11 protein-coding genes are annotated in these 11574 nt (G+C 66.5%); 3 read left to right on the top strand and 8 right to left on the bottom strand.

From position 1 onward, the window contains the following. The first annotated feature begins 281 nt into the window (after nucleotides 1-281). Both FHR96_RS06430 and narL read left to right on the top strand, forming a co-directional pair. Nucleotides 282-2108, top strand: a complete 1827-nt coding sequence (locus FHR96_RS06430) for a histidine kinase (protein ID WP_183386828.1) — start codon at nucleotides 282-284, stop codon at nucleotides 2106-2108. Beyond that, a complete protein-coding gene (gene narL / locus FHR96_RS06425) occupies nucleotides 2105-2749 on the top strand; it encodes a two-component system response regulator NarL (RefSeq protein ID WP_183386827.1) in 645 nt (214 codons plus the stop codon). Before FHR96_RS06430 ends, narL begins: the two co-directional genes overlap by 4 nt. 39 nt (nucleotides 2750-2788) lie before the next feature. Here the strand turns inward: narL and FHR96_RS06420 are convergent, their stop codons facing one another. The 3 genes from FHR96_RS06420 to FHR96_RS06410 all read right to left on the bottom strand — a co-directional run bounded on the left by FHR96_RS06420 (nucleotide 2789) and on the right by FHR96_RS06410 (nucleotide 4945). After that, on the bottom strand, nucleotides 2789-3112 hold the full coding sequence (locus FHR96_RS06420) for a carboxymuconolactone decarboxylase family protein (RefSeq protein ID WP_183386826.1): 324 nt from the start codon (nucleotides 3110-3112) through the stop codon (nucleotides 2789-2791). A gap of 73 nt (nucleotides 3113-3185) precedes the next feature. Continuing rightward, entirely contained in the window at nucleotides 3186-4382 is a 1197-nt protein-coding gene (locus FHR96_RS06415; RefSeq protein WP_183386825.1) for an NnrS family protein, read from the bottom strand. A 95-nt stretch (nucleotides 4383-4477) separates the two neighbouring features. Further along, nucleotides 4478-4945: a globin gene (locus FHR96_RS06410; RefSeq protein WP_183386824.1), complete on the bottom strand. Its 468-nt coding sequence runs from the start codon at nucleotides 4943-4945 to the stop codon at nucleotides 4478-4480. A 217-nt stretch (nucleotides 4946-5162) separates the two neighbouring features. Between FHR96_RS06410 and hmpA the strand changes: the two genes are divergently transcribed. Next, nucleotides 5163-6332 carry an NO-inducible flavohemoprotein gene (hmpA, locus tag FHR96_RS06405; RefSeq protein WP_183386823.1) on the top strand — a complete coding sequence of 390 codons (1170 nt, stop codon included), beginning with the start codon at nucleotides 5163-5165 and terminating at the stop codon, nucleotides 6330-6332. A gap of 112 nt (nucleotides 6333-6444) precedes the next feature. Here the strand turns inward: hmpA and FHR96_RS06400 are convergent, their stop codons facing one another. The 5 genes from FHR96_RS06400 to FHR96_RS06380 all read right to left on the bottom strand — a co-directional run bounded on the left by FHR96_RS06400 (nucleotide 6445) and on the right by FHR96_RS06380 (nucleotide 11545). After that, nucleotides 6445-7173: an amino acid ABC transporter ATP-binding protein gene (locus FHR96_RS06400; protein WP_183386940.1), complete on the bottom strand. Its 729-nt coding sequence runs from the start codon at nucleotides 7171-7173 to the stop codon at nucleotides 6445-6447. A 103-nt stretch (nucleotides 7174-7276) separates the two neighbouring features. Further along, nucleotides 7277-8386 (bottom strand): amino acid ABC transporter permease, encoded by a 1110-nt coding sequence (locus FHR96_RS06395; RefSeq protein ID WP_379685047.1) that lies wholly within the window; start codon nucleotides 8384-8386, stop codon nucleotides 7277-7279. Nucleotide 8387: 1 nt separating this feature from the next. Beyond that, nucleotides 8388-9566 carry an amino acid ABC transporter permease gene (locus tag FHR96_RS06390; RefSeq protein ID WP_183386822.1) on the bottom strand — a complete coding sequence of 393 codons (1179 nt, stop codon included), beginning with the start codon at nucleotides 9564-9566 and terminating at the stop codon, nucleotides 8388-8390. A 75-nt stretch (nucleotides 9567-9641) separates the two neighbouring features. Next, nucleotides 9642-10670: an amino acid ABC transporter substrate-binding protein gene (locus tag FHR96_RS06385; RefSeq protein WP_183386821.1), complete on the bottom strand. Its 1029-nt coding sequence runs from the start codon at nucleotides 10668-10670 to the stop codon at nucleotides 9642-9644. 143 nt (nucleotides 10671-10813) lie between these two features. Continuing rightward, on the bottom strand, nucleotides 10814-11545 hold the full coding sequence (locus FHR96_RS06380) for a ribonucleoside-diphosphate reductase (RefSeq protein ID WP_183386820.1): 732 nt from the start codon (nucleotides 11543-11545) through the stop codon (nucleotides 10814-10816). Between the last annotated feature and the right edge of the window lie 29 nt (nucleotides 11546-11574).

Below are 11574 nucleotides of genomic sequence, written 5' to 3'. Positions count from 1 at the left end.
CGCCTTTCATCACCCGGCGAGTAGAAGGCTCGGGCATCTCGAAAGGAGCGCTAAGGGGGACCTTGCTATAGCGGGACGGCCAGGCCGTTGACCTGGATCAAGGCACTTCGGGCGGCCATCGCCGACCCTAGCCATGACTACCTCTTTCGAGGTAGAGGAAGGTTTTCGACAACCCACTGATTCGATGAGCATTCGCCCAGACACCCGAGTCTTTTTCCGCGCACGGGGGCCAAGGCGATTCATTAGAGGTAGGCTGCGACCGTCTTTTCATGCCTCATGTCATGCCCCGTTCCCTGTCTTTCCGAGCCGGCCTGGCGATGGCCGGCATCGTGCTGCTGGCGCTGACCAGCATGCTGGGCTCGATCGTCATCGCCGAAACCGCCAGCGGCGATGCGGCAGCGATCAACCAGGCCGGTGCGCTGCGCATGCAGGCCTATCGACTGCTCGTCACCCGCCTGCAGGCCGCCGCCATCGCCGAGCGCCGTACCGCGCAAGTCATCGAACTCGACCGCAGCCTCGCGTCGCCAGCGATTACCGGACGCCTGCCGGACGACCCGCAGCATCCATTGACTCGCCAGTACCACAAGGTCGTCGAGCAGTGGCACGACCGGCTGCGCCCGCTGATGCTGGACGCGGCGAATCCTCCGACCAGCGCCATCGCGCCGGCCGGGGACTTCGTCGATCAGGTCGACCGTCTGGTCGGCCAGCTGCAGCGCGAGGCGGAGTCGCGGATCCAGCTGCTGCGACTGTTTCAGGGCGTCATCCTGTTCCTGACGCTGGGGCTGGTGTTCCTGACCATGTACAAGCTGGCCACCGACGTGATCCCACCGCTACGCGACCTGCTCAAGGTGGTCGATCGCTCGCGACGCGGCGACTTCACTGGCCGCACCCGCTATGTGGCCAGCGATGAGCTGGGTCTGCTGTCGCGCACCATCAACCAGATGAACGAGAGCCTGACGCAGATCTACGGCCAGCTCGAGGCGCGCGTCGAGGCCAAGACCGCCGAGCTCGAACGCAGCAACGAGACGCTCAACCTGCTCTATCAGGCGGCACGCCAGCTCAACGGCGCACCGCCCGGCGACGCCAGCTACCGCAGAGTGCTAACACAGCTCGCGGCGGTCTCCGGCCTGGGGCCGATCACCCTGTGCCTGGCCCAGGACGACGCCGAGCGCGCTTACCTGCGCCTGTCCACCCAGACCGACGACTGTCCCGATTTCTGTCGCGCACCGGCCTGCAAGCCCTGCCTCGACGGCAGCCCCGACGGCATCGCGCCCTGGATATACCGAGTCGCGATAAGCGAGGCCGGGCGCGACTATGGCGTGCTGCTGCTGCAGTACGCGCCCGAGGCACCGCCCCAACGCTGGCAACGCGACCTGGTGGAGACCATTGCCGGCTTGATCGCCACCTCGATCTCGCTGTCCCAGGGCTACGCTGAGCAGCGTCGGCTGGCGCTGATGGACGAACGCGCAGTGATCGCCCGCGAGCTGCACGACTCGCTGGCCCAGTCGCTTTCCTACTTGAAGATTCAGGTCGCCCGCCTGCAGGCCCAGGCACGCCGTACCGGCGCCGACCCCAGCACCGAGGCGATCGTCGACGAACTGCGCGAGGGGCTCAACGCCGCCTACCGACAGCTGCGCGAGCTGCTCAGCACCTTCCGCTTGAAGATGACCGAAGCAGGGCTGGAAGCCGCCCTCGGAGAAACGGTGCGCGAATTCGTACGCCGCGGCGAGCTTTCCATTCGCCTCGACTACCGTCTCGACCACTGCCCGCTATCGCCCAACGAGGAGGTGCATACCCTGCAGATCGTCCGCGAGGCATTGTCCAACGTCGTCCATCACGCCGAGGCGAGCCACTGCGAGGTCACCCTGACCACCGACGAGTCGGATCGCGTGGCGGTCAGCATTCGCGACAACGGCATCGGGCTAGGCGAAAAGGCGAACCAGCCCGATCACTACGGCACCATCATCATGCGCGAGCGTGCCGCCGGACTGAATGGTCGGCTCGACCTGCTCGAGCCCGACGATGGCGGCACCGAAGTCCGACTATGCTTCACGCCCCAGCTCCGCCGGGAGACGACGGCCATGCCACTGCCAGGAGGTGCACCATGAGCACAGCGATCCTTATCGTCGACGACCATCCACTGTTCCGTCGCGGCGTCCGTCAACTGCTGGAGATGGACCCTGAGCTGGTGATCGCTGGTGAGGCAGCCGATGGAGAGGCGGCGATCGAGGCCGCCGCCCGCCTGGCACCGACGCTCATCCTGATGGACCTGAACATGGCGCGACGGAATGGCCTGGAAGCCCTGCGGGCACTTCGTGAGCAAGGCGTCGAGGCACGCATCGTCATGCTCACCGTCTCCGACGCCGAGGAGGACGTGGTCGCCGCCCTGCGTGCCGGCGCGGACGGCTACCTGCTCAAGGACATGGAACCCGAAGACCTGCTGGCGGCGATCAAGGAGGCCGCCGAGGGGCGCATGACGATCAGCCCGCAACTCGCCAACCTGCTGGCAAGGGCTCTGAGTGGCCCTCGCGCAGCGCCGGGCGACGACGTGCTGGGCTCGCTGACCGCTCGCGAGGGCGAGATCCTGCGCGCCCTGTCCCGCGGGCTGAGCAACAAGCTGATCGCCCGCCAGCTGGCGATCAGCGAGGGCACGGTCAAGGTCCACGTCAAGAACCTGCTCAAGAAGCTCGGGCTGCGCTCGCGGGTCGAGGCAGCGGTGTGGGCCGTGCAGGCGGGTGTGGGCACGTAGCACACCGACGCTGCCAGACGGGCGATGCGGGGCGGTCCCTCAATCCTCGTCGTCGGTGATGTCGCCGATCCAGGTCAGGGCCGCGACGCTGGCCGGCAAGCCCAGGGTGGGAACGCCCAGCAATGCCACCTGCTCCAGCGCCGCCGGCGACTCGCCCTCGGCCAGCGCGCGCCGGACATGGGAGTGCACGGCGCCCTCGGAGCCGGCACCCACCGCCAGGGCGAGCTTGACCAGGCGCCGGGTGCGAGCGTCCAGGGGGCCGGCCTCGGCACAGGCCTTGCCCAGCGCCGCGAAGGCGCGCCATACCTCCGGATGCCCTTCGGCAAGCTGACCGGCACCGGCGGGAAGTTCTTGTCGGGACATGCGGAAATCTCCCTGAAGGCGAATGACGAACTTCAGTATAGGAAGCGTCGTCGAGGGCCAGCCAGGACCACGGCTACCCCTCCTTGCCGTCGATGCGCGCCGTGGTCAGGGGGACCGCGTAATGCAGCAGGAAGATCACATAGGCCAGGCACCACAGGACGATGGCCAGGCTGTAGGCCTCCCGGGAGATGCCCGGAAAGAGCGCCAGCATCGGTGCACGCAGCAGGGCGGCGACGATCAGCATGCCCAGGGCCACGCCGATGCCCGGCAACGTCTCGATGGGCCGCCCGGTGTGCCCCAGCGAGACCCGCGCCATCATCGCCAGCATCATGGTTCCCATGGCGCCGATGGTCAGCGCATGCACGGCCAGCTCGACCCGAAAGGCACCGAGTTCCGCCAGCGCCCACATGCCCAGTCCCAGAGGAATGGCGGCATAGCTGACATGAAGCCCCCACAGCAGGGGCTCTCCCCAGGCATTCCTGCCGTTCCATCGCGCCAGGCGCACGGCATTGGCCAGCGCCGTCGCCCCGAGCAGACCCGCCGCCACACCGCTGGGCGTATCGGCACCCAGCAGGGCGGCCAGCTGAACGAACAGCACCGCCGCCATGCTCGCCAGCGTCAGCCCCTCGAGCCAGCGACAGGGAACGCTCCGGGGGCGTTTCCGGCGATGGGCGGTGAACATCGGGATCACCCGCCCCCCGAGCACCACCATGATGGCCGTGATCGACAGCACCGCCATGTGCGCGCCCGACCGCACCAGCTCGCCGCTCCCCTTCCACGCCCCCAGGTGCATGGCCAGGTTGGCCAGCACCAGCAGGCCAAGCAGCGGCAAGAAGATCAGGTTGCGCCAGCGCCGGGCAGCGATGACCAGCCAGGCCAGTATGGCGCTCACTGCGATCAGAAAGCCCGCATCGACCAGCATCGCTCCCCAGGGAGTCAGTCCGACGGGAAAGGCCATCAGCCATCGGGCGACGCCCCAGAGCGCCACCAGGCCCAGCAGGGGCAGGCCGCTCAAGCTGCGACGGCCGGTCCAGTTCTGCACCGCGGTCAGCAGGAAACCTGCGATCACGGCGGCGGCGAAGCCGAACAGCATCTCGTGCTGATGCCACCACAGCATGCCTCCCCATGGATGTAGCAGCGTTTCGCCGCGCCAGAAGCTCAGCCACGCCATCATGGAGGCGATACCGAACAGGGCGGCCAGCAGGAAGAAGGGACGAAAGGCCAGCCGCGCCACGGGCAGGCGGGCCAGGGAAAGCGAGGAAACCAGCATGATGCGCTATTCAGCCTTGGGACAGGGGACTTGGGTAGCGGCATTTTGCGACAGGCCGAAATCCCGGAACCATGACCAATATCAAGAATACTTCTTTAACCCTCGCTCGCATCGCCTGATGACGCGTCCCCTCCCTGGCCGACCGCCGACGTCCGGTCATAGTGAAACTTCATGTAGACGATCCCTGGCGTCATCACCAGCCGCCAGGCCAGCTCGACCTCGTCTCGGCACTGCGGATCGTACTCCCGAAGCGTCGCGATCATGGCCTCCAGCCATTGGTCATAGAGCGCCGGTCGAATATCGCGGTGATGACGGCCGTGGAGCACCGCCACCCGCCCCAGGTAGTCGCTGTCATGGCTGGCAGCGTAGAGGGTCAGCAGCTGATAGAACGACTTCTTCAGCATGGCCTGCTGACGCGACATGTCGATGCCCTGAAACTTCTCGGCCACCTCGGGCGATGCCGCCAGGAAGCGCTCATAGAAGGCGTCGAAGAACTCGCGCCCGCGGACCCGGCGCGCCAGGGCTCGCGCGTAGCTCGCATCGAAGACCTTGACGATGTCCATGACATCTCTCCCCGCCGCACCTCTCCTTCAAGGCTAGCTCGCCGGGTCCGTTCCAGGCGCGCGGCCGGATCGCGAGGGCCTCCGGTCTTGATGCAGATCAAGCCGCGGCCACCTGCGACAATCTTGACCATCTCGACGGGTAGCGGTGACACAACAATAGATGTAATTTTTATGCATCTTTAAGAGACGCCGCCCATCCTCACCCAGGAGTCGCCCCATGCTGACCCAAGCCCAGGAAAGCCTGATTGCCGCCACCGCCCCCGTGGTCGCCGAGCATCTCGACGCCATCACCCAGCGTTTCTATCCGCTGATGTTCGACCGTTACCCCGAGGTCAAGCCGCTGTTCAACCAGGCCCACCAGGCCGACGGGGGGCAGCCACGGGTGCTCGCCGCCGCCGTACTCGCCTATGTCCAACTGCGCCAGGACCCCGAGCGGGTGCGCGAGACCCTGGCCACGGTGGTCAGCAAGCACGTATCCCTGAATATCCAGCCCGACCAGTACCCCATCGTCGGCGAGTGCCTGATGGCCGCCATCGGCGAGGTGTTGGGCGATGCCGTGACGCCGGAGATCGCCGACGCCTGGGGCGCACTTTACGGGGAGCTGGCCGGCCTGCTGATCGAGCTGGAAGCGCAGCGCTATCGCACCTTCGAGCACCAGCCCGGAGGCTGGCGCGGCCCCCGCGAGTTCCGCATCGCCGACATTCGCCAGGAGAGCGCGGTGATTCGCTCCTTCGTGCTGGAGCCCACCGATGGCGGCCCGGTGGCCGATCACGCACCAGGCCAGTACATCGGGGTACGTCTGCTGATCGACGGCGCGCCGGTCCATCGCCACTACAGTCTCTCGGCGATGCCCAACGGCCGGAGCTATCGCATCTCGGTCAAGCGCGAGGCCGACGGCACGGCCAGCCGCCACCTCCACGATGCCATGGCCGTGGGCGACACCCTGGCGCTGCTGCCTCCCGCCGGCGAGCTGACCCTGGTGGAGGGCGACGAACCCCTGCTGCTGGCCAGCGGTGGCGTCGGCCAGACCCCCATGCTGCCGATCGCGCGCCAGGCCCTGGCCCAGGGTCGCAAGGTGGTCTACCTGCACGCCGCCCTGGACGCCGAACACCACGCCTTCGCCGACGAACTCGAGACCTTGGCCGCCGAGCATCCCGAGCGACTGACCTCGGTGGCCATCCACGAGCGCGGCAATGCGGCAGAACATACCGGCCGCGTGGATCGCGACCTGCTCGCCCGCTACCTGCCCGAGGGCGCGCGCTGCTACTTCGTCGGCCCCCAGGGCTTCATGACCGCGGTCGACCGGGCGCTGAGCATGCTGGGCGTGCCGGACGAGCGTCGCCACTACGAGCACTTCGGCCCGGCGCGCCCCCTCGACGCCGCCTGATCGCTCCCGAAAACAGAAACGGCCCGGACGCCTTGGCGTCCGGGCCGTTTTCGCTGGGGGCCGAACGCGCATTGAACGTCGGCGAGCGTAACCACTTCCAAGTGCGGTCTAATCAGTGGCCGAGGATCTGGCTCAAGAACAGCTTCGTTCGGTCCGACTCCGGGTGGTTGAAGAAAGTCTCCGGCGGGGCCTGCTCGATGATCTGCCCCTGGTCCATGAAGATGACGCGATCCGCCACGGTCTTGGCGAAGCCCATCTCGTGGGTCACGCAGAGCATGGTCATGCCATCCCGGGCCAGCTCGACCATGACGTCGAGCACCTCCTTGATCATCTCCGGATCCAGCGCCGAGGTCGGCTCGTCGAACAGCATCACCTCCGGGCGCATGCACAGCGCCCTGGCGATCGCCACGCGCTGCTGCTGACCGCCGGAAAGCTGCCCCGGGTACTTGCGCGCCTGGTCGGCGATCCGCACCCGCTCGAGGAATTCCATGGCGGTCTTCTCGGCCTCGGCGCGCGGCTTCTTCTGCACCCAGGTCTGGGAGATGCAGCAGTTGTCGAGCACCGAGAGGTGCGGAAACAGGTTGAAGTGCTGGAAGACCATGCCAACGTTGCGGCGGATCTGCTCGATGCGCTTCACGTCCTGGGTCATGGTCACGCCGTCGACGACGATGCGACCCTGCTGATGCTCCTCCAGGTGGTTGAGACAGCGAATCAGGGTCGACTTGCCCGACCCCGAGGGGCCGCAGATGACGATGCGCTCGCCCTTTGCCACCGTCAGATCGATGTCGCGCAGGACGTGGAAGTCGCCGTACCATTTGTTGAGCCCCTCGACCTCGATCATCGGGTCGTCGGCGAGGGCTGCTGCCGGATTCGTGGACGCCATGCCGGTATTTCCTCGTTCTTGAAAGCGTGTTGTTACGTGCTTGTCATTCCATGCGTGCCGGTCAGTTCCGATGCCCCGTGTGCAGACGCCGCTCGATATGCTGGCTGTAGCGCGACATGCTGAAACAGAAGATCCAGAACATCAGCGCCGCGAACACGTAGCCCTCGGTAGCGAAGCCCAGCCAGTTGCTGTCGGTTAGCCCGGAGCGAATGATCGCCAGCAGGTCGAACAGGCCGATGATCAGCACCAGTGAGGTGTCCTTGAACAGCGAGATGAAGGTGTTGACGATGCCGGGAATCACCAGCTTCAGCGCCTGGGGCAGCACGACCAGCCCCATGCGCCGCCAGTAGCCCAGCCCCAGCGCCTTGGCGGCCTCTTCCTGCCCCTTGGGAATGGCCTGCAGGCCACCGCGCACCACCTCGGCCATGTAGGCGCTCCAGAAGAACATGATGCCGATCAGCGCCCGCAGCAGCTTGTCGAACTCCACCTCCGCGGGCACGAACAGCGGCAGCATCACCGAGGCCATGAACAGCACCGTGATCAGCGGTACGCCACGCCAGAATTCGATGAACACCACGCACACGCCGCGGACCAACGGCATCTGCGAGCGCCGGCCCAGCGCCAGCACCACGCCCAGCGGCAGCGAGCCGACGATGCCCACGACGGCCACCGTCAGGGTCAGCATCAGCCCGCCCCACTCGCGGGTCGGCACCGCCATCAGGCCGAAATGGCCACCGAGCAGCAGCACGTAGGCCACCGCCGGGAAGCCAACCAGGGCGAACAGCCCCACCCAGCGCTTGGCGGGCAGCCGGGGGATCGCCAGCCAGGCGATCAGCAGCCCCAGCATCATGAACACCGCGTCGACCCGCCAGCGGGCGGCCTCGGGGTAGAAGCCGTAGACGATGGTCTCGAAGCGGGCGCTGATGAACACCCAGCAGGCACCCTCGCCGCTGCACGCCTCGCGGGTCGAGCCCAGCCAGTCGGCGTCGATCAGCGCCCACTGCACCAGCGGCCACAGCCCCCAGCCCAGCACCGCGAGCACGCACAGGGTGATGACGCTGTTGAGCGGCCCGTCGAAAAGGTTGGCGCGCAACCAGCCCAGCACGCCGCGGCGCAGGTCCGGCGGCCGGCGCGCCTCGATCATCTCGATTCGTGTCGCCATCTCGGCCATGTCAGCGCTCCTTCATCAGGGTGCGGGCGTTGTAGAGGTTCATCAGCGCCGACACCACCAGGCTGATCAGCAGGTAGACCGCCATGGTCATGGCGATGATCTCGATGGCCTGGCCGGTCTGGTTGAGGGTCGTGCCGGCAAATACCGCGACCAGGTCCGGGTAGCCGATGGCCGTGGCCAGCGAGGAGTTCTTGATCAGGTTCAGGTACTGGCTGGTGAGCTGGGGCACGATGACCCGCATCGCCTGGGGAATCACGATCTTGCGCAGGGTGATGTTGCCGGGAAGGCTGATTGCCCGGGCAGCCTCGACCTGCCCGCTCGGCACCGACTGGATACCCGAGCGTACGATCTCGGCGATGAAGGAAGCGGTGTAGATCGACAGCGCCAGCCACAGCGCCATCAGTTCGGGGATGATCGTCACCCCGCCCTTGAAGTTGAAACCGGCCAGTGCCGGCACGTCCCAGGCCAGCGGACGCCCGGTGGCCAGGAACACCGCCAGCGGCAGGCCGATCAGGATCAGCGCGCCGAGCCGATAGACCGGCAGCGCCCGGCCGGTGCGGGCCTGCAGGTGCCGCGCGTACAGCGTCAACCCCACCACCACAGCCACCGCCAGGGCCAGCGCCCATAGGGTGGCATCGAAGCCCGGCTGGGCCACGGGCGCCGGCATCACCAGACCGCGCACGTTGAGGAACAACGCCTCGAACAGCGACAGGCTCTGGCGTGGGCTGGGCAGCGCCTGGAGCACCGCGAAGTACCAGAACAGGATCTGCACCAGCAGCGGGATGTTACGAAAGATCTCCACGTAGGCGGCGGCCAGCCGGGCCAGCAGCCAGTTGCTGGACAGCCGGGAGATGCCCACCGCGAAGCCGATGACCGTCGCCGCGACGATGCCGAGGCCGGACACCAGCAGGGTGTTGAGCAGCCCCACCACGAAGGTGCGGCCGTAGGTGCTGTCGCCGCTGTAGGCGATCAGCGACTGGGGAATGGAAAAACCGGCCCGTTCCTGAAGGAAGCCCAAACCGGTGGTGATCCCCCGGGCCTCGAGGTTGGCCAGGGTATTGGTCACCAGCATGACGATCAGCGCCGCCAGCCCCAGCAGCAGCAAGGCCTGGATCACCAGCGCACGCACGGCGGGGTTACGCCACAGCGCCCCCCGCTCGGAAGAGGATGAACGCAGCATGTCGAGCCTCGGATACGATGATACGGCCCCTCACCCTCGAGCCGGGAGTGAGGGGAAACGGAGGATCAATGCCGGTTAGCGGATGGGCGGCGCGTAGAGGATGCCGCCCTCGTTCCACAGCGCGTTCATGCCACGGCCGATGGCGAGCGGCGAGTCCTCGCCCACCGTGGCGGAGAACACCTCACCGTAGTTGCCCACCTGGGCGATGATGTCGTAGGCCCAGTCGTTCTCGAGGCCCATCTGCTCGCCGTAGTTGCCGTCATCGCCCAGCAGGCGTGCGACCTGGGGATTGGGCGGGTTCTGCTGCATCTCCTCGACGTTGTCGCTGTTCACGCCCAGCTCCTCGGCGTTGACCATGGCGAAGACCGTCCACTTGACGATATCCAACCACTGGTCGTCGCCCTGGCGCACCACCGGGCCCAGCGGCTCCTTGGAGATCAGCTCGGTGAGAATCTCCACGCTGTCCGGGTCGGGCAACTGCAGGCGCAGGGCGCTGAGCTGGGACGTGTCGGAGGTCAGGACATCACAGCGGCCGCTGGCGAAGCCTTGGGCCGTCTGGTCCGGGGTATCGAAGGTCACGGTGTTGATATCGATGCCCTTGGCCGGGAAGTAGTCGGCCAGGTTCAACTCGTGAGTGGTACCCGACTGTATGCAGATGGAGGCGCCGTTCAGGTCCTCCAGGCTCTCGATGCCGAGGTCCTTGGCGACCATGAAGCCCTGGCCGTCGTAGAAGGTGGTGGTGGTGAAATTGAGGCCCAGGGAGTTGTCGCGGGTCGCCGTCCAGGTGGTATTTCGCGAGAGCACGTCGATCTCGCCGGATTGCAGGGCGGTGAAGCGTTCCTTGGCGGTCAGCGGGGTGAAGACAACTTTCTCAGGGTCACCAAAGATGGCAGAAGACACCGCGCGGCAGGTCTGGACATCCAGCCCCTGCCAGGTGCCGTTCTCGTCCGGCGAGGAAAAACCGGACAGCCCGACGTTGACGCCGCAGCGCAGGTTGCCGCGCTCCTTGACCTCATCGAGGGTGGAAGCCGAGGCGGTAGTTGCCATTCCCAGGCCCAGGATCGCAACGGACAGGGCGATCAGCGTCTTGTTGTTGTTACGCATGCCTATGACTCCATGGCGGGTGTTATACGATTTGTGCCTTGTTTCAGCACATCCGAACATAACAGACCATGGTGTCCTCCAGGCTGGCTTGCCATTAAACGTTTGTCTCGATCCCGATCAGACCACCGGCAACGGCCCGGCCCCTATCCACACTTTGACCAACCGCACCCCGCATAGCAGGTCGGACAGCCGTCCATCATGATCAGGTCCCCCCGGCACTCGGGGCACTGGCCCACCACGGTGGGCCTGCCCCCCGCCTCGCGCTCGGTTCGGACCGGCTCCTCGGAGCTCGGCGGCTGCCAGGGTTGGCCGCTGGCCAGGCGCTGGGCATAGCGCTGTACCAGTGTCTCCACCGGCACCTGATGGCCGTCCTGGTCGAGGAAGCCGCGCCGCTGCAGGATCTGCTGGATCGACCAGGCGATGGCGGCAACCTCGGAATCGTGGAACATCGGCTTGCCCCAGCGATTCATGCCGCAGCGTACCAGCCCCTTGTCCCAGGCCACCTTGCGCAGATCGGCCACCGCCTGGGTGACATAGCCGCCGCGGGCGGCCAGCGACAGGCTGCGCATGGTGGCGGTGATCCACTGGTGCTCGCTGGACAACTGGCCGGAGGGGAAGAAGAACTCCACCGGGCGCTCGATGACCACCCGCTTGCCGTTCAGCACACCCTCCACCGGCATGAAGGACACCAGCAGATAGACCTTCTTGCGTCCCTCGGCGCCGACATAGGAGATCTTCTCCGAGACGGCTTCCAGGGTGCCCTCGGGGCGAGACGGGATGCGCACCGTCAGTGGGTTCTCCTCGGCCAGCGGCGGCGCCTCGACCGCCTGCTTGACGCTGTAGGATACGATCTTCGAGGTGATCTCGACGCTCATCGATAGCCTCCTCCGGAACGTAGTGCGCT

It is taken from the genome of Halomonas organivorans, from assembly GCF_014192055.1.
In the GTDB taxonomy this organism is placed as follows: domain Bacteria; phylum Pseudomonadota; class Gammaproteobacteria; order Pseudomonadales; family Halomonadaceae; genus Halomonas; species Halomonas organivorans.
The sequence above is the reverse complement of the archived record's forward strand: the minus strand, read 5'-3'. Positions and strand labels throughout refer to the sequence as shown.

Coding starts and splice junctions, on each gene's coding strand:
- FHR96_RS06395 (WP_379685047.1), bottom strand. CDS start 8,386: ATGGCCGAGATGGCGACACGAATCGAGATGATCGAGGCGCGCCGGCCG.
- FHR96_RS06385 (WP_183386821.1), bottom strand. CDS start 10,670: ATGCGTAACAACAACAAGACGCTGATCGCCCTGTCCGTTGCGATCCTG.
- FHR96_RS06420 (WP_183386826.1), bottom strand. CDS start 3,112: ATGTCCCGACAAGAACTTCCCGCCGGTGCCGGTCAGCTTGCCGAAGGG.
- FHR96_RS06380 (WP_183386820.1), bottom strand. CDS start 11,545: ATGAGCGTCGAGATCACCTCGAAGATCGTATCCTACAGCGTCAAGCAG.
- FHR96_RS06430 (WP_183386828.1), top strand. CDS start 282: ATGCCCCGTTCCCTGTCTTTCCGAGCCGGCCTGGCGATGGCCGGCATC.
- narL (WP_183386827.1), top strand. CDS start 2,105: ATGAGCACAGCGATCCTTATCGTCGACGACCATCCACTGTTCCGTCGC.
- FHR96_RS06415 (WP_183386825.1), bottom strand. CDS start 4,382: ATGCTGGTTTCCTCGCTTTCCCTGGCCCGCCTGCCCGTGGCGCGGCTG.
- FHR96_RS06390 (WP_183386822.1), bottom strand. CDS start 9,566: ATGCTGCGTTCATCCTCTTCCGAGCGGGGGGCGCTGTGGCGTAACCCC.
- FHR96_RS06400 (WP_183386940.1), bottom strand. CDS start 7,173: ATGATCGAGGTCGAGGGGCTCAACAAATGGTACGGCGACTTCCACGTC.
- FHR96_RS06410 (WP_183386824.1), bottom strand. CDS start 4,945: ATGGACATCGTCAAGGTCTTCGATGCGAGCTACGCGCGAGCCCTGGCG.
- hmpA (WP_183386823.1), top strand. CDS start 5,163: ATGCTGACCCAAGCCCAGGAAAGCCTGATTGCCGCCACCGCCCCCGTG.